Annotated in this window: 24 protein-coding genes and 1 tRNA gene; 2 read left to right on the top strand and 23 right to left on the bottom strand. The window is 75.1% G+C overall.

Annotated elements, in window-relative coordinates:
- Positions 1 to 9 precede the first annotated feature (9 nt).
- The 19 genes from BLS21_RS25555 to BLS21_RS11500 form a co-directional block, all read right to left on the bottom strand.
- Positions 10 to 603, bottom strand: coding sequence for an adenine phosphoribosyltransferase (locus BLS21_RS25555; RefSeq protein ID WP_091218442.1), 594 nt, complete (start codon positions 601 to 603; stop codon positions 10 to 12).
- Positions 600 to 2,012 carry a protein translocase subunit SecF gene (gene secF / locus BLS21_RS25135; protein WP_245700317.1) on the bottom strand — a complete coding sequence of 471 codons (1,413 nt, stop codon included), beginning with the start codon at positions 2,010 to 2,012 and terminating at the stop codon, positions 600 to 602. The genes BLS21_RS25555 and secF overlap by 4 nt, the downstream gene beginning before the upstream one ends.
- Complete coding sequence (gene secD / locus BLS21_RS11420; protein WP_091218006.1) at positions 2,009 to 3,736, bottom strand: protein translocase subunit SecD; 1,728 nt, start codon at positions 3,734 to 3,736, stop codon at positions 2,009 to 2,011. Before secD ends, secF begins: the two co-directional genes overlap by 4 nt.
- 14 nt (positions 3,737 to 3,750) lie before the next feature.
- Entirely contained in the window at positions 3,751 to 4,086 is a 336-nt protein-coding gene (gene yajC / locus BLS21_RS11425) for a preprotein translocase subunit YajC (RefSeq protein ID WP_091218009.1), read from the bottom strand.
- 155 nt (positions 4,087 to 4,241) lie between these two features.
- Positions 4,242 to 5,366 carry a Holliday junction branch migration DNA helicase RuvB gene (gene ruvB / locus BLS21_RS11430; protein WP_091218013.1) on the bottom strand — a complete coding sequence of 375 codons (1,125 nt, stop codon included), beginning with the start codon at positions 5,364 to 5,366 and terminating at the stop codon, positions 4,242 to 4,244.
- Positions 5,363 to 6,004, bottom strand: coding sequence for a Holliday junction branch migration protein RuvA (gene ruvA / locus BLS21_RS11435; RefSeq protein ID WP_091218016.1), 642 nt, complete (start codon positions 6,002 to 6,004; stop codon positions 5,363 to 5,365). The genes ruvB and ruvA overlap by 4 nt, the downstream gene beginning before the upstream one ends.
- 61 nt (positions 6,005 to 6,065) lie before the next feature.
- Complete coding sequence (ruvC, locus tag BLS21_RS11440; protein ID WP_091218019.1) at positions 6,066 to 6,632, bottom strand: crossover junction endodeoxyribonuclease RuvC; 567 nt, start codon at positions 6,630 to 6,632, stop codon at positions 6,066 to 6,068.
- A gap of 156 nt (positions 6,633 to 6,788) precedes the next feature.
- On the bottom strand, positions 6,789 to 7,538 hold the full coding sequence (locus BLS21_RS11445) for a YebC/PmpR family DNA-binding transcriptional regulator (protein ID WP_091218022.1): 750 nt from the start codon (positions 7,536 to 7,538) through the stop codon (positions 6,789 to 6,791).
- Between the two features lie 76 nt (positions 7,539 to 7,614).
- Positions 7,615 to 8,268, bottom strand: coding sequence for a pyridoxal 5'-phosphate synthase glutaminase subunit PdxT (gene pdxT / locus BLS21_RS11450; protein WP_091218025.1), 654 nt, complete (start codon positions 8,266 to 8,268; stop codon positions 7,615 to 7,617).
- Positions 8,269 to 8,293: 25 nt separating this feature from the next.
- Positions 8,294 to 9,415, bottom strand: coding sequence for a heparan-alpha-glucosaminide N-acetyltransferase domain-containing protein (locus BLS21_RS11455; protein WP_091218027.1), 1,122 nt, complete (start codon positions 9,413 to 9,415; stop codon positions 8,294 to 8,296).
- Positions 9,416 to 9,419: 4 nt separating this feature from the next.
- Complete coding sequence (gene pdxS, locus BLS21_RS11460) at positions 9,420 to 10,343, bottom strand: pyridoxal 5'-phosphate synthase lyase subunit PdxS (RefSeq protein WP_091218032.1); 924 nt, start codon at positions 10,341 to 10,343, stop codon at positions 9,420 to 9,422.
- A gap of 41 nt (positions 10,344 to 10,384) precedes the next feature.
- Complete coding sequence (locus BLS21_RS11465; RefSeq protein ID WP_091218035.1) at positions 10,385 to 10,933, bottom strand: LemA family protein; 549 nt, start codon at positions 10,931 to 10,933, stop codon at positions 10,385 to 10,387.
- Positions 10,934 to 10,944: 11 nt separating this feature from the next.
- Positions 10,945 to 12,162 (bottom strand): glycosyltransferase family 4 protein, encoded by a 1,218-nt coding sequence (locus BLS21_RS11470; protein WP_091218037.1) that lies wholly within the window; start codon positions 12,160 to 12,162, stop codon positions 10,945 to 10,947.
- The gene (locus BLS21_RS11475; protein WP_091218040.1) at positions 12,162 to 13,223 is read right to left on the bottom strand and encodes a phosphatidylinositol mannoside acyltransferase; all 1,062 of its coding nucleotides are present in this window, start codon (positions 13,221 to 13,223) and stop codon (positions 12,162 to 12,164) included. Before BLS21_RS11475 ends, BLS21_RS11470 begins: the two co-directional genes overlap by 1 nt.
- The gene (pgsA, locus tag BLS21_RS11480; protein WP_091218043.1) at positions 13,220 to 13,888 is read right to left on the bottom strand and encodes a phosphatidylinositol phosphate synthase; all 669 of its coding nucleotides are present in this window, start codon (positions 13,886 to 13,888) and stop codon (positions 13,220 to 13,222) included. The genes BLS21_RS11475 and pgsA overlap by 4 nt, the downstream gene beginning before the upstream one ends.
- A 1-nt stretch (position 13,889) precedes the next feature.
- Positions 13,890 to 14,468, bottom strand: coding sequence for an HIT family protein (locus BLS21_RS11485; RefSeq protein WP_091218045.1), 579 nt, complete (start codon positions 14,466 to 14,468; stop codon positions 13,890 to 13,892).
- Positions 14,465 to 16,492, bottom strand: a complete 2,028-nt coding sequence (gene thrS, locus BLS21_RS11490; protein ID WP_091218048.1) for a threonine--tRNA ligase — start codon at positions 16,490 to 16,492, stop codon at positions 14,465 to 14,467. The genes BLS21_RS11485 and thrS overlap by 4 nt, the downstream gene beginning before the upstream one ends.
- Positions 16,493 to 16,574: 82 nt before the next feature.
- A complete protein-coding gene (locus BLS21_RS11495; RefSeq protein WP_091218050.1) occupies positions 16,575 to 17,129 on the bottom strand; it encodes an MOSC N-terminal beta barrel domain-containing protein in 555 nt (184 codons plus the stop codon).
- Positions 17,126 to 17,503, bottom strand: coding sequence for an HNH endonuclease (locus BLS21_RS11500; protein WP_091218445.1), 378 nt, complete (start codon positions 17,501 to 17,503; stop codon positions 17,126 to 17,128). Before BLS21_RS11500 ends, BLS21_RS11495 begins: the two co-directional genes overlap by 4 nt.
- A gap of 260 nt (positions 17,504 to 17,763) precedes the next feature.
- Between BLS21_RS11500 and BLS21_RS11505 the strand changes: the two genes are divergently transcribed.
- The gene (locus BLS21_RS11505) at positions 17,764 to 18,309 is read left to right on the top strand and encodes a dihydrofolate reductase family protein (protein WP_091218053.1); all 546 of its coding nucleotides are present in this window, start codon (positions 17,764 to 17,766) and stop codon (positions 18,307 to 18,309) included.
- Between the two features lie 52 nt (positions 18,310 to 18,361).
- Here the strand turns inward: BLS21_RS11505 and BLS21_RS11510 are convergent.
- From BLS21_RS11510 to BLS21_RS11525, 4 genes are all read right to left on the bottom strand, one after another.
- Positions 18,362 to 18,433, bottom strand: a tRNA-Val gene (locus BLS21_RS11510).
- Between the two features lie 25 nt (positions 18,434 to 18,458).
- On the bottom strand, positions 18,459 to 18,932 hold the full coding sequence (locus BLS21_RS11515) for a TIGR02611 family protein (protein WP_091218056.1): 474 nt from the start codon (positions 18,930 to 18,932) through the stop codon (positions 18,459 to 18,461).
- A gap of 14 nt (positions 18,933 to 18,946) precedes the next feature.
- Positions 18,947 to 19,828, bottom strand: coding sequence for an anti-sigma factor (locus tag BLS21_RS11520; RefSeq protein WP_091218058.1), 882 nt, complete (start codon positions 19,826 to 19,828; stop codon positions 18,947 to 18,949).
- Positions 19,825 to 20,472, bottom strand: coding sequence for a sigma-70 family RNA polymerase sigma factor (locus tag BLS21_RS11525; RefSeq protein ID WP_091218448.1), 648 nt, complete (start codon positions 20,470 to 20,472; stop codon positions 19,825 to 19,827). The genes BLS21_RS11520 and BLS21_RS11525 overlap by 4 nt, the downstream gene beginning before the upstream one ends.
- A gap of 213 nt (positions 20,473 to 20,685) precedes the next feature.
- Here BLS21_RS11525 and BLS21_RS11530 point away from each other — a divergent pair, with 213 nt between their 5' ends.
- On the top strand, positions 20,686 to 21,045 hold the full coding sequence (locus BLS21_RS11530; protein WP_245700319.1) for an SsgA family sporulation/cell division regulator: 360 nt from the start codon (positions 20,686 to 20,688) through the stop codon (positions 21,043 to 21,045).
- Positions 21,046 to 21,116: the final 71 nt, after the last annotated feature.

Raw genomic sequence — 21,116 nt, forward strand, 5'->3', positions numbered from 1 at the left:
GTCTGGCTCTCAGGTGGTCCAGAGGGCGTGGACGGCGTGCGGGGCCAGCCGCTGCCGGCCCGCCAGCTCGGCCAGCTCGATGACCACCGAGACCGCCACGACGACCCCGCCGAGCGCCTCGACCAGCTGGATGCTGGCGCCCAGGGTGCCGCCGGTGGCCAGGACGTCGTCGACCAGGAGGACCCGCTGCCCCGGCGTGAGGGAGTCCGTGTGCACCTCGAGGGTCGCGGTGCCGTACTCGAGGGTGTAGTCCGCCGAGAGCCGCTCGCGCGGCAGCTTGCCGGCCTTGCGGACCGGCACCACGCCGACGCCGGCCTCCAGCGCCACCGCGGCGGCGAGCAGGAAGCCGCGCGCCTCGACGCCGACGACGACGTCGTAACCGGGGTCGCCGCGGCCCGGCGTGGCCAGGGCGGCGGCACGCGGGTCCACGAGGGACGGCGCGGCCAGCCCCTCGACCATCCGGCGGAAGGCCGGCCCGTCGGCGAAGACCGGCGTCAGGTCGCGGAAGACGACCCCCGGCTGGGGGAAGTCCGGGATCTCGACGGCGTGCGAGGCGATCAGCTCGTCCAGCGGGGTGCTGTCCGCCGCAGCGCCGGCGCTCACCGGCGCTTCCGCCCGCCGGCTCGGCGGTTGCCGGGCTGCTCGGGCCGGGCGCCGGGCCGCGGCGCGGCGGTCGCCCCGCTGCGGGCGGGGGGCGCCGTCCGCCCCGTGTCCGGACGCACCGACTCCGGCGACTCGACCACCACGTCGGCCTGCACCGGTCCCAGGTCCTCCTCGCGCTCGGCGAGGGCGACCCCGGACGCCCGGCGGGCGGTGCCGCCCGCGCGGCGGGCGCTGGCCACCGGGCCGGCCGCGGTCGCGCGAGCGCCGCCCTGGCGGGCCTGGGAGGCGCGACGGGCCAGCACCCGGCGGCGCAGCGCCTGCACCTCCGGCTCGCGCTCCTTGAGGTCGGCGACGATCGGCGTGGCCAGGAAGATCGACGAGTAGGCGCCCGCGGCCAGGCCGACGAACAGCACCAGCGCGAGGTCCTTGAGCGTCCCGACGCCGAGCAGCCCGGCGCCCACGAACAGCAGGCCGGCCACCGGCAGCAGCGCGATCACCGAGGTGTTGATCGAGCGCATCAGCGTCTGGTTGACCGCCAGGTTGGCCGCCTCGCCCCAGGTCATCCGCGCCGACCTGTCCAGGTCGCGCACGTTCTCGTCGACCTTGTCGAAGACCACGACGGTGTCGTAGAGCGAGAAGCCCAGGATGGTGAGGAACCCGATCACCGTCGAGGGGGTGACCTCGAAGCCGACCAGCGCGTAGACACCGGCGGTGACCACGACGTCGTGCAGCAGGGCCGCGATCGCGCCGACCGCCATCTTCGGCTGGAACCGCAGCGCCAGGAAGGCCATGACGGCGACCAGGAACACCACCAGCGCGACGAGCGCCTGGTTGGTGATGTCCTGCCCCCACTCGGCGCTCACCGCCTCGGGGCTGACCTGGTTCGGCTGCACGCCGGCCGCCCCGGCGACGGCGTCCACGACCGCGCGCTCGGTGTCGTTGTCCAGCGCGCCGGTGCGCAGCAGCAGCGTGTTGCCGCCGACCACCTGCGCGGAGGCCACCTCGGCACCGGCGTCCTCCGCGGCCTCCTGCACCTCGGCGAGCTGCTCGCTGGAGCCCGGCAGCCGGAAGCTGTTGCCGCCGGCGAAGTCGATGCCGAAGTTGAAGCCCTTGATGCCCACCACGGCGATGCACAGCACCACCACGACCGCGGTGACCAGGTAGATCAGCCGGCTGCGGCCGACGACGTCCAGCCCGGCCTCGCCGTTGTAGAGCCGGTGCGCCAGCGAGCCACGGCGCGGCGGACGCCCGCCGGTCCCGCCCTCGCGGGGCAGGCCGGCCTCGTCCAGCGCGGTCTCGTCGGCGGCCGCGGCGGCGTCGGCGGTCGCGGTGTCGGCTGCCGCTGCCTCGTCGGCGTCGGTGCCCACCGGCAGCTCGTCGGCGGCCGGTCGGGGATCGCGGCCGGTCATGCGTGGCTCCTGTCCTGCGCGGTGCGGCCGGTGCCGGCGGCGACGAGCTCCCGCTCGGCGGCGGGACGACGTCCCGGAGCCGCGCGCGGGCGGTCGAGGCTGCGGCCCAGGCCGGAGAAGCGGCTGCTGCCGAACACGCGGTAGCGGGCCAGCACCGCCATCAGCGGGTGGGTGAAGAGGAAGACGACGACCAGGTCGAGCACCGTCGACATGCCCAGGGTGAACGCGAAGCCTTTCACGTCGCCGATCGCCAGCACGTAGAGGATCGCCGCGGCGAGGAAGCTGACCGCGTCGGCCGAGAGGATCGTGCGCCGGGCGCGGACCCAGGCCCGCGGGACCGCCGAGCGCAGCGTGCGGCCCTCGCGGATCTCGTCCTTGAGGCGTTCGAAGTAGACGACGAACGAGTCCGCGGTGATGCCCAGCGACACGATGAACCCGGCGATGCCGGCCAGGCTGAGCGTGAAGCCGATCTGCCGGCCCAGGACCACCAGGACGGCGTAGACGACCACCGCCGACAGCACCAGGCTGGCGATCATGACCAGGCCGAGCAGCCGGTAGTAGAGCAGCGCGTAGACGAACACCAGCGCGATGCCGATGGCGCCGGCGATCAGGCCGGCCTGCAGCTGCTCGGCGCCCAGCTCGGTGGAGATGGACTGCGCGGTCGCCTGGGTGAAGGTCAGCGGCAGCGCGCCGTAGCGCAGCTGGTTGGCCAGCTCCTCGGCGCTCTCCTGGTCGAAGGAGCCGGTGATCGTGGTCGGGTTGCTGGTGATCGCACCCTGGATGGTCGGGGCGGAGATGACCCGCCCGTCGAGGGTGAAGGCGACGTTGGAGCCGACGTTGGCCGCGGTGTACTGCGCCCAGGTCTGCTCGGCGTCGGTCTCGAAGTCCAGCAGCACGACCCACTCGCCGGTGGCCTGCTGGGTGCCGGCGCTGGCGTCGGAGACCTGCGTGCCCTCGATGATCGCCGGGCCGAGCAGGTACTTGGCCGACCCGTCCTCGGTGCACGCGGCGACGAAGCTCTCCGGCAGGTCCACCTCGGGGGTGGTGTCCTCCGGGTCGCAGGTCAGCGCGGCGTACTCGGCCGCGGCCTGCTCCTGCGTGACCGGCGGGGCGCCGGGCTGGGGCAGCGAGGGGTCGGCGACGGCGTCGTCGGAGGGCGCGGCGGGATCGGTCGGGGTGGCCGGCTCGCTCGGCGCGGCGGAGTCCGTGGGCGCGGCCGGGTCGGTGGGCGCGGCCGGGTCCGTCGGCGCGGCGGGGTCGCCGGGTGCCGCGGACTCCCCGGCGGCCGGGGACTCCCCGGCGGCCGGGGTCTCCTCGGCGGCCGGGGTCTCCTCGGCGGCCGGGGCGGCCGGCTCGGGGCCCTGGATCACCGGGCGGAAGCGCAACTGCGCGGTCTGGCCCAGCTCGCGCGCCTGCTCGCCGTCGTCCCCCGGGACGGAGATGACGATGTTCGAGTCGCCCTCGGTCACCACCTCGGCCTCCGCGACGCCGAGGCCGTTCACCCGCTGCTCGATGATCTGGCGGGCCAGCTCGAGCTCGGTGGGGTCGGGGGCCTGGCCGTCGGGTGTGGCCGCGGTCAGGGTCACCGTCGTCCCGCCGCGCAGGTCGAGGCCGAGCTGCGGCGTGCGGGTGTCGCCGGTGAGGAAGACGAGGCCGTACAGGACGGCGACGACGAGCAGGAAGGCGCCGAAGTACCGGCGCGCGGGGAGTGTGCGTTGGGCCACGAGGAGGCTCCGGGTCAGCGGGTGCGGTCGGCCGGGCCGCCGTCCGCGTCGTCCCCCGGCAGGACCGTGCCGTCGGTGGCCGGGTCGGCCACCGCGGGCTTGCGGACCTCGAGGACCGCCTGCCGGGCGAAGGTCACGACCACGCCGGGGGCGATCTCCAGGTCGACGGTGCCCTCACCGAGGGCGACGACGGTGCCGTGCAGGCCGGCCGTCGTCATGACCGGCGTGCCCGGGACCAGCGACTCCTGCAGCGCCCGCTGCTGCTCCTGGATCTTCTTGCGCTGCCGCGCCGGGACGACGATGAGCAGCACGAAGGCCAGCACGAGGATGACGAGCGGGAACAACTCCACGACAGATGTGCCTCTCTACCGCGGCGTACCGGCCGCGGTGGGTGCGGCCCGGGACGGGACCGCTCGGGTGCGTCGGCTGCGGCGCGGGGCATCCGGGCGACCGTGCAGGACGCGCGCGGCGACGCCGGACGAGTTGCGCGCCAGCGCTCCGCAGTCTAGGCGTCGAACAGGGTCTCTGACGACGAACCCGGGGCCTGTGGGTCGGCTGTGACCCGGCCGAGGGGGACGCCGCCGCGCGGCAGCGGCTGGCCGAGGTGCTGCCAGGCCGCCTCGGTGGCCACCCGGCCGCGGGGCGTGCGGGCCAGCAGGCCGGCGCGGACGAGGAACGGCTCACACACCTCCTCCACGGTGTGCGGCTCCTCCCCCACGGCCACCGCGAGCGTGGCGACGCCCACCGGGCCGCCGCCGAACTTGGTGACCAGTGCCTCCAGGACCGCACGGTCGAGCCGGTCGAGGCCCAAGTGGTCGACGTCGTAGAGGGCCAGCGCCGCCTCGGCGACCGCCCGGGTGACCCGGCCGTCGGCGCGCACCTCGGCGTAGTCGCGGACCCGGCGCAGCAGCCGGTTGGCGATGCGGGGCGTGCCCCGGGACCGGCCGGCGATCTCGGCCGATCCGTCGGCGGTGAGCTCGACGCCCAGCAGCGCGGCGCTGCGGGCCAGCACCCGCTCGAGCTCGGCCGGCTCGTAGAACTCCATCTGGCCGACGAAGCCGAAGCGGTCGCGCAGCGGCCCGGTGAGCAGGCCGGCGCGCGTGGTCGCGCCGACCAGCGTGAACGGGTTGATCTCCAGCGGGATGGCGGTGGCCCCCGGCCCCTTGCCGACGACGACGTCGACCCGGAAGTCCTCCATCGCCATGTAGAGGAGCTCCTCGGCCGGACGGGCGATCCGGTGGATCTCGTCGATGAAGAGCACGTCGCCGGGCGCCAGGTTGGACAGCATCGCGGCCAGGTCGCCGGAGCGCTCGATCGCCGGGCCGCTGGTGATCTTCACCGACGTCCCCAGCTCGGAGCCGATGATCAGCGCGAGGCTGGTCTTGCCCAGCCCGGGCGGGCCGGAGAGCAGTACGTGGTCCGGCGGGCGGCCGCGCCGCTTGGCGCCCTCGAGGACCAGCTCCAGCTGGCGGGCCACCTTGGGCTGGCCGATGAAGTCGGCCAGCGAGTGCGGGCGCAGCGCCGACTCGACGACCCGCTCCTCGTCGCCGGCACCCGCCGACACCGAGAAGTCGCGGGACTGGCCCTCCGCCGGCTCCGCGGACAGCCCACGGTCGAACGGGCCGCTCATGCCCGGCCCAGCAGCCGCAGCGCCTGGCGCAGCAGGACGGCGACCTCCACCGAGCCGGTCGCGGCGACCTGCTCGTCGGCCAGCGGGGCGAGCTGGACGATCGCCGCGTCGGCCTCCTTGCCGCTCCAGCCCAGCCCGACCAGGGCCGAGGCCAGCTGGTCACGCCACGGGGCGACCGGGGTGACGGCGGGCAGGCCCGCGGGCGCGGCCGCGTCGTCCAGCCGGGTGTCGACCGAGGTCGTGCCCAGCCGGTCGCGCAGCTCGAGGATGAGCCGCTCGGCGCCCTTCTTGCCGATGCCCGGCACCTGCGTGAGCGCCTTGACGTCGGCCATCGACACCGCGCGGCGCACCTCGCGCGGCGGGTGGATGGCGAGGACGGCCTGGGCCAGCCGCGGGCCCACGCCGTTGGCCGTCTGCAGCAGCTCGAACAGCTGGCGCTCGTCGTCGTCGGCGAAGCCGTAGAGGGTGAGCGAGTCCTCCCGCACCACCAAGCTGGTCGCCAGCCGGGCGCTCTCCCCCACCTGCAGCCGCGCGATGGTGCCCGGCGTGCACTGCACGGCCAGGCCGATGCCGCCGACCTCGACGACCGCGCCGTCCGGCGACACCGCGGCGACCCGGCCGCTCACGCTCGCGATCACCGTCGCGCTCCCGCCAGGATCGGCACGCGGCCCTGGACGGGCACGCCGGTCAGCAGTGTGATCACCGCGACACCCCCTGCCAGCGCGGCAGCGTCCGCTGCACGACCGGCGCGCCGATGCCGCCGGCCAGCGCGGCCACCTTCAGTCGCTGCTGCGCCGGGCCGCGCCACGCGTGGCACACGGCCAGGGCCAGCGCGTCGGCGGCGTCGGCCGGCTTGGGCGGGGACGCCAGCCCCAGCACCCGGGTGACCATCAGGGTGACCTGCTCCTTGTCCGCGCGGCCGCTGCCGGAGATGGCGGCCTTGACCTCGCTGGGCGTGTGCCAGGCGACCGGCCGGTCTGCCTGCGCCGCGGCCAGCGCGGCCACGCCCGCGGCCTGCGCCGTCCCCGTGGCGGTGCCCTTGTTGTTCTGGGTGAAGACCCGCTCGATCGCCACGACGTCGGGCCGGTGCTCCCGCAGCAGCGCGGTGACGGCGGTGTGCAGCTCCAGCAGCCGCAGCTCCAGGTCGAGCTCCGCGGCGGTGCGCACGACCCCCACGCCGACGGCCGTCGGCCGCGCGCCGGGACGCCCGTCGACCACCCCCCACCCACACCGGGTGAGGCCCGGGTCGATGCCGAGCACCCGCATGGAGGCGCCTCCTGACGTCAGCCGAACTGGTGTTCGACCCACGCTAACCGCCCCGGACGACAGCCGGGCGCGACACGCCACGCGAGGTGGTGGAACGGCCACCCTCCAGGGGCCCGCGCCGAGCTCGCGAGGCGTGGGGGGAGGGTGGTCCTCCACCTAGATCCTCTCGAGCACCTCGTCGGACACGTCGTAGTTGGCGAAGACGTTCTGCACGTCGTCGCAGTCCTCGAGCGCGTCGATGAGCCGGAAGACCTTGCCCGCGGCCTCCTCGTCGAGCTCGACCGAGACGCTGGGCACGAAGCCGACGTCGGCGGAGTCGTAGTCGATGCCGGCGTCCTGCAGGGCGGTGCGCACCGCGACCAGGTCGGTCGGCTCGCAGACGACCTCGAAGCCGTCGCCCTGGTCGCGCACCTCCTCGGCCCCGGCGTCGAGCACGGCCATGAGCACGGTGTCCTCGTCGACGGTGTCGGACTTCGGCACCACGATGACCCCCTTGCGGGAGAACAGGTAGGAGACCGAGCCGGGGTCGGCCATCGACCCGCCGTTGCGGGTCATCGCCGTGCGGACCTCCATGGCCGACCGGTTCTTGTTGTCGGTCAGGCACTCGACGAGGACGGCGACCCCACCGGCCGCGTAGCCCTCGTAGGTGATCGTCTGGTAGTCGACGCCGCCGGCCTCGAGACCGGCGCCGCGCTTCACCGCGCGGTCGATGTTGTCGTTGGGCACCGAGCTCTTCTTCGCCTTCTGGATGGCGTCGAACAGCGTCGGGTTGCCGGCCGGGTCACCGCCGCCCGTGCGAGCCGCGACCTCGATGTTCTTGATCAGCTTGGCGAACAGCTTGCCGCGCTTGGCGTCGATCCCGGCCTTCTTGTGCTTGGTCGTCGCCCACTTGGAGTGGCCGCTCACGAGTCCTCCTCGCTGACGCTCGTCAGCCGCGTTCGCGGCCGGCCGACGGTGACCATTGGTGGACTCGCAGGCTCGTTCACGACGGCTGTCCCTTCTCCTCGCCGGCAACGCCGGCCCTCTCGGCCAGGTGGCGTCGGACGATGTCGACGAACAGCGCGTGCACCCGGCGGTCCCCGGTCAGTTCGGGGTGGAAGCTGGTGGCCACCAGGTTCCCCTGGCGGACCGCGACGATCCTACCGTCGGCGGCTCCGCCGACGACCCGGCCGAGGACCTGCACACCCTCGCCCGCCTCCTCCACCCACGGTGCCCGGATGAAGACGGCGCGCACCGGGCCGCCGGCCACGCCCTCGATCTCGACCTGCGACTCGAACGAGTCGACCTGCCGGCCGAAGGCGTTGCGCCGCACGGTCACGTCCAGCCCGCCGATCGTGACCTGGTCGGCCGGGGCGTCCAGCAGCCGGTCGGCCAGCATGATCATGCCGGCGCAGGAGCCGTAGACCGGCCGCCCGCCGGCCACCGCCGCGCGCAGCGGCTCCAGCAGGCCGAACCGGGCGGCGAGCTTCGCCATGGTCGTCGACTCCCCGCCGGGGACGACGAGCGCGTCGACCGCCGCCAGTTCCTCGGGACGGCGGACGGTCACCGCCTCGGCACCGAGGGCGGACAGCGTCGCGAGGTGCTCCCGGACGTCTCCCTGCAGGGCCAGCACACCGACGACGGGCTTCCTCGACACGAGGGACCAGGCTACGGACCCCGGCTCAGGGCCCGGCCGCCCGCCGCGAGCTCCAGGTCAGCAGCCGCTCCAGCGGGCCGCGGCCCAGCGGCCACCGCCACGCCGACGCCAGCACCAGGGCGGTGAGGGTGAACCGCGCCCACAGGCCCCAGTCGTCGGAGGAGTCGGCCTCCAGCAGCCAGATGGCCGCGATCTGCGCGGTGTAGACCGACAGCGCCAGCGCACCCACCGAGGCCAGCGGGTACGCCAGCCGCGGCAGCAGGTCGGCGACCACCAGGCACACCCCGATGACGGCGACCGCGACCCCGCCGGAGCCGACCACCTCGAACGTCGTCGACGTGTGCGGCTGGGCGCCGGCGAACCAGGCCGGGTCCCACGGGCCCGAGGCGCCGAAGCCGGCCTCGATCCCGTCCAGGTCCTGCCCCGGCGCGAGCTGCCGGGTGCTCATCCAGCCGCCGAGGTAGCCCAGCACCGCGGCGCCGGTCCCGCCGGCGACCAGAGCGGCGCGGACCCGGGGCGCCCCCAGGTCCGACCGGCCGACCGCGAGCCCGACCAGCACGAAGGCCAGCCAGACCGCCGCCGGGTAGTAGCCGGTGAACAGCAGGAACGTGAAGGCGTCACCCTCCTCGTCCAGCCCGGTGGCGTACTGCCCGACCGCGAGGGTGAGCGGCGGCGCGGCCAGGGCGACGACGCCGGCCGCGAACAGCAGGCGCGCGGGCGGCCAGCGCAGGAAGGGCAGCGCGAGGACGAAGAGCACCGCGTAGACGCCCAGGATGATCGCCACGAAGGTGTCGAGCAGCTCCAGGACGCCGCCGATCGCGAACACCCAGGCGGCGCGGACCAGGACGCGGGTGCGGACCCGGGCGAGCTCCTGCCCGGTGGCCGGCGTGCGGCCGCCGGAGATCAGCGCGATGGAGACGCCGGCCAGCGTGGCGAACAGGATCGACGAGCGGCCGTCGACCACCGCCCGCCAGGTGGCCGGGTCCCAGCTCAGCTCGCCGGTCGCGCCCAGGTGGGCGCCGAACATGCCGAGGACGGCGAGCCCGCGGGCGACGTCGACGCCGCCGATCCGCCGTCCCGACGCGGTCTCCCGCGCCGGGACGGCGATGGCGCGGGCGCCCTCGACGTCGTCCCGCTGCGCCGTCATGGGGTCACCAGCCGCGGGTGGCGTACCGCTCGCTCTCCGGCAGCGTGGCGACATTGATGCCCACCATCGGCTCGCCGAGCCCGCGCGAGACCTTGGCGATCACATCGGGGTCGTCGTGGAAGGTGGTCGCCTGCACGATGGCCGCGGCCCGCTGCGCCGGGTCGCCGGACTTGAAGATGCCCGAGCCGACGAAGACGCCCTCGGCGCCCAGCTGCATCATCATCGCGGCGTCCGCCGGGGTGGCGATGCCGCCCGCGGTGAAGAGCACGACCGGCAGCTTGCCCAGCCGGGCCACCTCGGCGACCAGGTCGTACGGGGCCCGCAGCTCCTTGGCGGCGACGAACAGCTCGGTCGCGTCGAGGGTGCCCAGCCGCCGGATGCCGGCGCGGATGGCCCGCATGTGCCGCACGGCCTCGACCACGTTGCCGGTGCCGGCCTCGCCCTTGGAGCGGATCATGGCCGCGCCCTCGGCGATCCGCCGCAGCGCCTCGCCCAGGTCGGTGGCGCCGCAGACGAACGGCACGGTGAACCCGCTCTTGGCGATGTGGTGCGCCTCGTCGGCCGGGGTGAGCACCTCGGACTCGTCGATGTAGTCGACCCCGAGGCTCTGCAGCACCTGCGCCTCGACGAAGTGGCCGATGCGGGCCTTGGCCATGACCGGGATGGAGACCGCGTCGACGATGCCCTGGACCATGTCCGGGTCGCTCATCCGCGCGATGCCGCCCTGGGCGCGGATGTCGGCGGGCACCCGCTCGAGGGCCATGACGGCGACCGCGCCGGCGTCCTCGGCGATCCGGGCCTGCTCGGGGGTGACGACGTCCATGATGACGCCGCCCTTCAGCTGCTCGGCCATGCCGCGCTTGACGGCCTCGGTGCCGGTGGTGCCGGTGCCGGTGGTGCCGGGAACGGTCGTGCTGTGCTCTGCCACGGAACTGCCTCGGTCTCGGACGTCGGGAGGGGCCCTCGATGCTACGGGCGCGCGCGGCCGCCCCCGGCGGCGCTGCCGGTGACCTCGCGCAGGTCGTCCTCGATGTCGAAGAACCGCGGCAGGGGCCGGGAGGCGTGCAGCCGCAGCAGGCTGGGCAGCCGGCGGGTGCGCAGCGCGGCGGTGTCGCGGACGGCGTCGTTGTAGAAGCGCCGGGCCAGCCCCAGCCGGGTCGCCGTCGCGTCCAGGTCAGCCCGCAGCGCGGCCGGCACGCCGGGCAGGTCGGCGGGCAGCTCGCGCAGCTCGCGGCCCAGGGCGTTCTCCGCGAGCTCGCGGTCGCCGGTCCGGGGCGCGCGGACCTCGCGGACGCACGCCGCCAGCCGGGCGGCCCGCTCCTCCCCCACCGCGCCCGCGTGGTGGCAGGCGAGCTCGGCGGCCAGGGCGGCACGCCGCGTGAGCTGGCAGTCCAGGGCCGTCCAGGCCCGGTCGACCCGGGCCTCCAGCCGGCGCAGCCGGGTCAGCGTCCACGCCACCCAGGCGGCCAGCAGCAGGACGACGACGACGGCGAGCAGCAGCCAGACGTCGGGGGTCACGACGGGTCAGGCTAGCGCTGCACCCACCGCCGCAGGGCCGATCGAGCCGGTGCGTCCCCCGCGGACCGCGCGAGGTCGGCCAGCCGGTCGTCGTCGGACGCGGTGACCGCGCCGCTGCCGGGCAGCGCGACGGTCTCGTAGACGGCGAGCACCCGGCGGGCCACCACCGACCAGTCGTACTCCGCGGCCACCCGGCGGCCGGTCCCGGACAGCCGCGCCCGGCGCCCGGCGTCGGCCAGCAGGTCCGAGAGGGCGCGGGCGAGGTCGCGGGCGTCGCCGCGGCGCACCAGGACACCGGCGGCGCCGTCCTCGAGCACCGCGGCGAAGGCGTCCAGGTCACTGGCGACGACCGGTGCCCCGGCCGCCAGCGCCTCGATGAGCACGATGCCGAAGGACTCCCCCAGCAGGTTCGGCGCGCAGTACACGTCGACCGACCGCAGGAACGCCCCCTTCTCCGCCTCGGTGAGCTCGCCGAGCAGCGAGACGTGCGGTGCGAGGTCCTCACCGAGCAGGTCCCGGACGGCGTCGGGGTCGCCGCGGCCGGCGATGAGCAGCTGGGCGCCGGGGTGCCGGCGGACGACGGTGCGCATGGCCTCCAGCAGGACCGGCAGGCCCTTGCGCGGCTCGTCGTAGCGGCCCAGGAAGCCGATGGTCGGCCCGTCGACGCCGCGGGTGTGGCCCGGCAGCGGGGGCCCCTCGGCGAACGCGCGGACGTGCACGCCGTTGGGGATGATCACCGCGTCGCCGCCGAGGTGCTCGACCTGCACGCGGCGGGCGAAGTCCGACACCGCGATCCGCCCGGAGATCTTCTCCAGCCACGGCCGGACGACCGGGCCCCAGGCGGCCAGCATCCTCGACCGGACCGTGGCGGCGTGGAAGGTGGCCACGATCGGGCCCTCGGCCATCATGCAGACCAGCAGGCCCACCGACGGCGGCGCGGGGTCGTGCACGTGGACGACGTCGAAGTGGCCCTCGCGCAGCCAGCGGCGCACCCGGGTGGCGCTGACCGGGCCGAACTGCACGCTGGCCATCGAGCCGTTGTACGGGATGGGCACGGCGCGCCCGGCCCACGTCGCGTACTCGTCGGGCAGCGACTCCTCGCGCTCGGCAGGAGCGAGCACCTCGACGTGGTGGCCCAGCCCGCGCAGCGTCTCGGCCAGGTCGCGCACGTGGTACTGCACCCCGCCGGGGACGTCCCACTGGTAGGGGCAGACCAGCCCGATGCGCATCAGGGGCTCTCCACCTCGGTCCGGCTCGGCGAGCTCGCCGGAGCACGTCCCGCCGGCGGGTCGGGCGGGACGTCGTCCCAGATCCGGCCGAGCACGTGCCAGTCCTCGGGGCGCTCGGCGAGGCCGGCGGTGAACGCGTCGGCCACGCCCTGCATCGCGGCGGGGACCCGGTCGCGGAGCCGGCCGGGCCCGTCGACCGGCACCTCGGGCCGGACCTCGAAGGCCCAGCCGCGGTCGGTGAACCGGCAGATCGCGGGGTGCAGGGCGGCGCCGGTCCGGGCCGCCAGCAGCGCGGGCCCACCGGGCATGGTCGCGCGGCGGCCGAAGAACTCCACCGGCACGCCGCCGGCGCCCAGGTCGCGGTCGACCAGCAGACACACCCAGCCGCCGCCGTCCAGCCACTCGCGCAGCACCGCCGAGCTCGGCCGCGGCCCCCCGGTGAGCGGCACCACCCGCATGCCCAGGGTCTCGCGGAACGCCAGGAACCGCCGGTAGAGCGACTCCGGTCGCAGCCGCTCGGCCACCGTCATGAAGGGGCCGTCCAGGAAGTCCACCAGCCACACGCCGGCGGCGTCCCAGTTGCCGCTGTGCGGCAGAGCGAAGACCACGCCGCGGCCGTCGGCCCGGGCCCGCTCCATGTGCTCGACGCCGGAGCTCACGGTGTCGGCCACGATCCGCTCCCGGGACAGCCGCGGCAGCCGGAACGCCTCCTGCCAGTAGCGGGCGTAGGAGCGCATCCCCCGCGTGGTCAGCTCGTCCAGCGCGGCCTCGTCGAGCCGGCCGCCGGTCGCGACGCGGAGGTTGGCGCGCAGCTGGCGCACCCCGCGGCCCCCTCGCGCGGCGGCCCATCGGCCGGCGGCGTCGAAGGCGCCGCGCGCCACCGGCTCGGGCAGCGCCCGGACCGCGCGCCAGCCGGCGGCGTGGCCGAGGTCGGTCAGCTGCGCCGTGGCCCGGGCGCGCAGCCCCGCCCGGCCGGGGACCAGCCGGAGCCCGGCCGCCGTCTGCGGCCCCGTCCCCGTCGACCCCGCCGTCGCGGCGTCCGCCCCGGGCGCGTCGGTCACGGCCGGGAGGGTGGGGTCGACGGCAGGGTGGGCGGCGCGGACGGCGGCGGGGTCGGCAGGGCCCGGCCGCGGGCCTGGCGGTGGACCTCGGCGAACCGCTGCGCCACGGTGACCGCGCTGCCCACGGTCAGCACCCACAGGGCCACGTGCAGCGCGTACGGGATGCCCAGGCCCAGGAAGCCGGTGCCCACCAGCACGAGGATCAGCCGCTCGGTGCGCTCCACGACCCCGACGTCGCAGGTCAGCCCCATGCCCTCGGCGCGGGCCTTGACGTAGGAGGTGAGCACGCCGAGCACCAGGCACAGCAGCGCCAGCAGCACGATGAGCCGGTTGTCGCCGGCCCCGGAGAACCACCAGACCAGCGCGCCGAAGATCGCGGCGTCGGCCGCGCGGTCGCCGGTGGAGTCCAGCACCGCGCCGAACACCGAGCCGCCGCCACGGGCCCGCGCGAGCGCGCCGTCGAGCATGTCGAGCAGCACGAAGACGGTGACGGTGAACGCGCCCCAGAACAGGTGTCCGGTCGCGATCAGCCCGACCGCGCCCGCGATCGCCCCGAGCGTGCCGACGAGCGTGACCGTGTCCGGGGTGACCCCGGCCCGGGCCAGCCGGGCCACGACCGGTGCCCAGAACCGGCCCACCGCCGCGCGGGCGTTGACGCCGAGCACCTCAGACCCCCGGGGTGGGCCGGCCGTCCGGCCAGTGCTGTGCGAGCAGCGCCCGGGTCTCGCGCAGCACCTGCGGCAGCACGCGGGTCAGGCCGATGACCGGCATGAAGTTGGTGTCCCCGCCCCAGCGCGGCACGGCGTGCTGGTGCAGGTGGTCGGCGATCCCGGCGCCGGCGACCGAACCCTGGTTCATCCCGATGTTGAAGCCGTGCGCCCCGGACACCGCGCGCACCACCCGCATGGCCGTCTGGGTGAACTCGCCCAGCTCGGCGACCTCGGCGGGCGTGAGGTCGGTGTAGTCGGGCACGTGCCGGTACGGCACCAGCATCAGGTGGCCGGCGTTGTACGGGTACAGGTTGAGGACGGCGAAGACGGTCTCGCCGCGCGCGACGACCAGCCCCTCCTCGTCGTCCATCTGCGGGATGAGGCAGAACGGGCAGTCGTGGGCGCCCGTGGGCTTGCCCTCCCCGCGGATGTAGGCCATCCGGTACGGCGTCCACAGGTGCTCGAAGACCGCCGTCGGACCGTCGTCGTCGCTGGAGACGGCGACCTGGAAGGTCTCCTCCGAGTCGGTGGTCATCCGGCCACCAGCGCCTCGGCGGTCGGGTCGGTGTTGGCCCGGCCGGCGACCCACTCAGCGATCGCGGCGACCGCCTTCTCGACGGGGACGCCGTTGTGCTGGCTGCCGTCGCGGAAGCGGAAGGAGACCGCGCCGGCCTCGGCGTCGGTCGCCCCGGCGATGAGCACGAAGGGCACCTTCTGCTTGCTGGCGGTGCGGATCTTCTTCTGCATCCGGTCGTCGGAGTCGTCGATCTCCACCCGGATGCCGCGTGCGCGCAGCTGCAGCGCCACGTCGCGCAGGTGGGGCACCTGCTCGTCGGTGACCGGGATGCCGGTCACCTGCACCGGCGCCAGCCACGCGGGGAAGGCGCCGGCGTAGTGCTCGGTGAGCACGCCGAAGAACCGCTCGATCGAGCCGAACTTCGCCGAGTGGATCATCACCGGCTGCTGCCGGGAGCCGTCGGCGGTCGTGTACTCGAGGCCGAAGCGGGCCGGCTGGTTGAAGTCGTACTGGATGGTCGACATCTGCCAGGTCCGGCCGATGGCGTCGCGCGCCTGCACGGAGATCTTCGGGCCGTAGAACGCCGCGCCGCCCGGGTCGGGCACCAGCTCCAGCCCGGTCTCCCGCGCCGCCTCCTCGAGCACCGCGGTGGCCACCGCCCACTCCTCGTCCGAGCCGATGAACTTCTCGGAGTCCCCGCGGGTGGACAGCTCCAGGTAGTAGTCGGTCAGCCCGAAGTCGTCGAGCAGGCCCAGCACGAACGCCAGCAGGTGCCGGATCTCGCCGGGCGCCTGCTCCGGGGTCACGTAGCTGTGCGAGTCGTCCTGGGTCAGCCCGCGCACCCGGGTCAGGCCGTGCACGACACCGGACTTCTCGTAGCGGTAGACCGAGCCGAACTCGAAGAAGCGCAGCGGCAGCTCGCGGTAGGACCGCCCGCGCGACCTGAAGACCAGGTTGTGCATCGGGCAGTTCATGGCCTTGAGGTAGTACTCGCTGTTCTCCAGCTCCATCGGCGGGAACATGGTGTCGGCGTAGTACGGCAGGTGCCCGGAGGTCTCGAACAGCCCGCGCTTGCTGATGTGCGGGGTGCCGACGTAGTCGAAGCCCTCCTCGATGTGCCGCCGGCGGACGTAGTCCTCCATCTCCCGCTTGACCACGCCGCCCTTGGGGTGGAAGACGGCCAGGCCGGAGCCGATCTCGTCGGGGAAGCTGAACAGGTCCAGCTCCACGCCCAGGCGCCGGTGGTCGCGGCGCTCGGCCTCGGCGAGCTGCTCGAGGTAGGCCTTGTGCGCCTCCCTGCTCTCCCAGGCGGTGCCGTAGACGCGCTGCAGCTGCGGGTTCTTCTCGCTGCCGCGCCAGTAGGCGGCCGCCGACCGGGTGAGGGAGAAGGCGGGGATGCTGGAGGTGCGCGGCAGGTGCGGACCGCGGCACAGGTCGGTCCACACCAGGTCGCCGGTGCGGGCGTCCCGGTTGTCGTACATGGTCAGCTGCGCGCCGCCGACCTCGACGTCGGCACCGTCATCCGAGGACGCGGCCTCGCCACCCTTGAGGCCGATCAGCTCGAGCTTGAACGGCTCGTGCGCGAGCTCGGCCTGCGCGTCGGCGTCGCTGATCTCGCGGCGGGAGAAGTACTGACCGGCCTTGACGATCTCCTGCATCCGCTTCTCGAGGGCCTTGAGGTCCTCGGGCGTGAAGGGCCGCTTGGGGGCGAAGTCGTAGTAGAAGCCGTTCTCCACCGGCGGGCCGATGCCCAGCCGGGTGCCCGGGAAGAGGTCCTGCACGGCCTGGGCCAGCACGTGCGCGGTCGAGTGCCGGATCACCGCGCGACCCTCGGGGCTGGCGGCGGGCACCGGCTCGACCTCGGCGTCGGCCTCGGGGGCCCAGGCGAGGTCCCTGAGGTCACCGGTCGCCAGGTCCCGGACGACGACCGCGCCGTCGGGGCCCTTGAGCGGGGTCCCGGCCGCCTTGAGCGCGTCCTGGGCCGTCGTCCCGGCCGGCACCCGGATCGGGGCGGGAGCGGCGAGGGTGGGCGCGGCTGACACGGGAGCTCCTGCGGGGTCGGTGAACGGGCATCTCCGAGCCTAGTGCGCGGCGCACGTCACCCCGGGACGACGCCCGGCCGGCTCAGCCGGGCAGCACCTCGACGCGGTCGCCGACCCGCACCGTCCCCGGCCGCCGGACCTCGGCGTACACGCCCAGGCAGTGCTTGGGGGTGCGGGTGACCGCGATCTCGACCTCACCGACGCGCACGGTGCGCCCGACCCACGACCGCTCGTCCTCGTCCTCGGGCAGGTCGAGCAGCAGGTTGGCGCGCGGGTCGTCGGCCGAGCAGCCCTCCGGGACGTCGCCGGCGGCGGCGCGCGCGATCGCCCGGCGGCTGACCAGGTGCACCGCCGCGGCGTCCACCTGCGGCTGCCCGGACCGCTGCAGGCGCACCGGCCGGCCCAGCACCTCGGTCAGCGTGATCGTGTCGGCCTCGTCGTCCCCGGTGGCGACGACCTCGCCCATCTCGGGGGTGCTCTTGACCGTGACCCGCTCCCCCGTCGTGACGTCGACGACGGACCACGCGCGGTCGCCGACCAGGCCCGCCGGCCCCACCTCGGCCTCCCGGACGGTGCGCCCGGCGAGGCTCTTCACCGGGTAGACGCTCACCTGCACGACGCTGCCAGCACCGGTCACGAGGCGACCGTACGTCCTCCCCCCGCGGAGGGCGGCCGCCGGCGCAGCCGGCGCCGCTGCGCGTCGAGGTAGGGCCGCGCCCTGCGCTGGCCGCCCTCGCGGTCGATGGCCGCCTGCAGCGCGTCCAGCGCCCGGGCCAGCCGGTCGGCGTCGGGCTGCCAGCCGCGGCGCTCGCACTCCTCCAGCCAGTCGACCGGCGCCCGGTGGCCGCGCTCGGCGTTGCAGCGGCGGCACGCGGCGACCTCGTTGGCCAGCCACGACGGGCCGCCCTTGAGCCGGGGGACGACGTGCTCGGTGGTCGGCGGGACGAGGCCGCCGAGGACCCGGCCGCACCAGATGCAGGTGTCGCCGTCCCGCTCGAGGACCTCGGTCATCCGTTCGGCGCGCCCGGGCTGGCGCGGTCGGACCGGCACGGGCGGGGCGGGCGGCCGACGGCGGGACACCGGACCGATGGTCCTCCTCGGTGCGCCCGCGTGCCGGGACGGCGTAAGCCGCGGGACCGCTGGATCGTGCCAGGACGGCGCGCTGCCCACCGATGAGAAACCGGGTGGGCCAGGGTCTCCTCGACGACACCGACCAGCGGCCCCCGCGGCGACCGCCGCAGCCGGGCCGCAGCACACACGGAGGAGCAAGCATGGGCGCGATCAGGGTGCACGAGTTCACCACCGTCGACGGGGTCGTCGACGCACCGATGTGGACCGTGGACTACGGGTTCCCCGACGACCTGGCCGCCTCGATCGGGGCGCTCACCGCCCCGGCGAAGGGCATCCTGCTGGGCCGCACCACCTTCGAGATGTTCGCGCCGGCCTGGTCCACGCGGACCGCCGAGGACGACGAGGGCGCGCCGTTCTTCAACGACACCCCCAAGTACGTCGTCTCCTCGACCCTCACCGACGCGGCGTCGGTGTGGCGCAACTCCACCGCGATCGGCGGATACGACGCCGGGCGGATCCGGGAGCTCAAGGAGCAGGGCGACCTCTACGTCAGCGGCAGCGCGACCCTCGTGCGGGCCCTGCTGGCCGACGGCCTGGTCGACGAGCTGCACCTGTACGTCTACCCGCTCGCCGTCGGCAGCGGCGCCCGGCTCTTCCCCGAGGGCAGCGCGCAGGAGCTGTCGCTGCTCGCCGTGGAGCGCCTGAGCAACGGGGTGGCCCACCTGACCTACGGCCCGGCCGCCTGACCCCGAGGACGACGAGAGGCCCGGGTCCGACGGACCCGGGCCTCTCGTGCTGTGGGCGATACTGGGTTCGAACCAGTGACCTCTTCGGTGTGAACGAAGCGCTCTACCACTGAGCCAATCGCCCCTGCGGCAGCCATTCTGCCAGACGCTCAGCGCCAGAGTGGCACCCACCCCGGCACCCAGTCCGGAACGCCCATGACGTGCAGCACGACGACCAGGACGCCGTAGACGAAGGCCGCGGTCGCCAACGCGACGGCGACCCGCACCCACGCCCGTTGCCGCCCCAGCCAGTCGGTCCACGCCCGGACGTGCCGGCGGGTGAAGTGCAGCAGCCGCTCGGCCCACCTGAACTCGGTGGCGAGCAGGAAGAGCCCGGCGATGACGGTGAGCCAGCCCGGCCCGGGCAACGGGATGGTGACCAGCCCGAACGCCACGACGAGACCACCGAGCACGCCCACGACCAGGCGGTAGCCGTGGTCGAGGGGACGGCGGGCGGCCAGACGCCGCCGCCAGTGCGTGGCCGCGACGCGCTCCCGCAGGCTGCGGTGGGGGTCCCCGGCCGCGTGGGCTCGCCGCGCACCGGACGCCGGGGTCCCCGGCTGCCCGGTGCCGGAGGGGGCCACCGTCTCCGGACCGCTCAGCTGGGCACCTCCCCCGACGCCACGATGTCGCTGGGCTCCGGCGGAGCCGAGCGCCCGGGCTCGAGGCTCACCGCGTAACCGGTGTAGGCGTCCAGCCCGGACGGCCCTGAGCCTACGGTGCACAGCGCCGGTTGCGGGGACGTGACGTCGAAGGTGCCCAGCGGCGCGGGCCCGCCTGCACCGGTCCCCCACACCACGTACGTCTGGTCCTGGTCGTTGGGCCTCAGGCCCTGGGTGACCACCTGCACCTGCCCCTCGCGTGCCACGACGGTGGCGACCGTCGCGCCGTCGGCGGTCAGCGGCGCGACCGTGGCCTGGCCCGGGGTCAGCAGCGCGTCGACCAGCTCGGCCTGCTCGGCGGCGGCGGCCCGGGCCTCCTCGCGGGCCGAGCTGAGCACCACGTTCCAGGTGCCCAGCGCGAGGATCGCCGCGACCGCGGCCGCCACGAGGGCGTTAGGCAGCACCCGACGCCAGCTGGACCGCGGGTCCACCGCGTCGACCGGGAAGGGGGCCCGGTGCGCACCCGTCGCCGGGGGCTCCGACCGGTGCACGGGAGCCGGGCGGTCGGGAACCGCGGGCGGGACCAGCGGCGTCCGCTCGCCCTGCCACGCCGGACGGGGCAGCGGCGCGGCCTCCTCCACCGCGGCGCGCAGCCGCTCGCGCAGCCGGTCCGGGGGGTCGACCGGGGGCAGGTCGCCGGCCAGGGCGCCCATGACGTCGGCGGTCTCGCTCACCGTCTGCCGGCACCGCGGGCAGGTCGGCAGGTGGGCCGCGAAGAGCTCCTCGTCCTCCGGCTCCAGGGCGTGCAGCGCCCAGCCGACGGCGAGCTCGTCGAAGGTCTCGTGTTCCCCGCGGCGAGGGTCCCGGGGGGCGGTCACCGGCTCGTCCCGTCGGCCGGCGCGGACTCGCCGAGGGCGCCGCCCGGGGCGACGCCCTCGCCGCCGAGCTCCTCGCGCAGCCGGCGCATCCCGGCGAGCATCCGGGTCTTGACCGTGCCCAGCGGCGTGCTCGTCAACGCCGCGACCTCCCGCTGTGTGTAACCGCCGTAGTAGGCCAGGGTCAGCGCCTCCCGCTGGGGGGCCGGCAGAGCGCCCAGCGCGTCCCGCACCTGCTCGGACACCACCCGGCTCCACGCCTCGTCCTCGACGTCGCGGGACGAGGTCGGCGTCGCCAGCGCCAGGTCGTCCTCGGCCCGGGTCTGCCGGCGGCGGTGCGACTCCTCGCGGCGGACGGCGTCGACGGCCTTGTGGTGGACCATCGCCAGCAGCCAGGAGGAGAAGGAGCCCCGCGCGACGTCGAAGGCCGCCGGGTCGCGCCAGACGGTGAGGAACACGTCCTGCACCACGTCCTCGGCCAGGACGTCGTCGGCGAGGATGCGCCGCGCGAGGGCGAAGGCCGGCCGGCTGTACCTGTCGTAGAGCTCGTCCACGGCGCTCCGGTCGCCCGCGCGCATGCGCAGGAGGAGGTCGGCGCCTGCCGGGCCGTCCCCGACACGCCGTCCCGAACTGCTCACGAGCTCCATCGTCACACGCGGTCTTCGCGACAGGCCCGCGACGCGGTTCAGGCGTGCTCGGAAGGGGCACACAGAGGAACGACACGCGCGGAGATCGTCCGGGCGTCACCTCGGTCAGGGAAGGTCGTTGTTCCAGAGATGATCAACCGCGCCACGCCTGGGTACACGTGCCCGACGACGCTGCACCTTGTCGGTCCGCAGTCGTGGACCGAGGTCCCGGCCTTGCTCAGCTACGAGGTGAGCGACCCGTTCGCCGTGCGGATCACCTTCGGCGACGGCGCGGAGGAGGACGGCATCTCCTGGCTCGTGGGCCGCGACCTGCTGCAGGTCGGCCTGGACCGGCCGGCGGGCGAGGGCGACGTGCGGCTCTGGCCGTCCCGGACGTCGGGCGACGTCCTCTTCCTGCACCTGCGCGCTCCCTCGGGCGAGGCGCTGTTCGAGGTGTCCCGCGGCACGGTTGCCGGCTTCCTGCAGCTGACCGCGGGCGTCGTCCCGTACGGCGAGGAGTCCTCGGTGCTCGAGGTGGACAGCGAACTGGCCGCCCTGCTGTCCAACGGCGGCGCCGACCCGACGGGTCGGTGACCCTCGGGGGGGGGACCCCCTGCGAACCCCCCTCCGAGGGTCGGGTATGGTTCTCCCTGCAAGACAGCGAC

The organism is Geodermatophilus siccatus, assembly GCF_900103785.1.
GTDB lineage: Bacteria > Actinomycetota > Actinomycetes > Mycobacteriales > Geodermatophilaceae > Geodermatophilus > Geodermatophilus siccatus.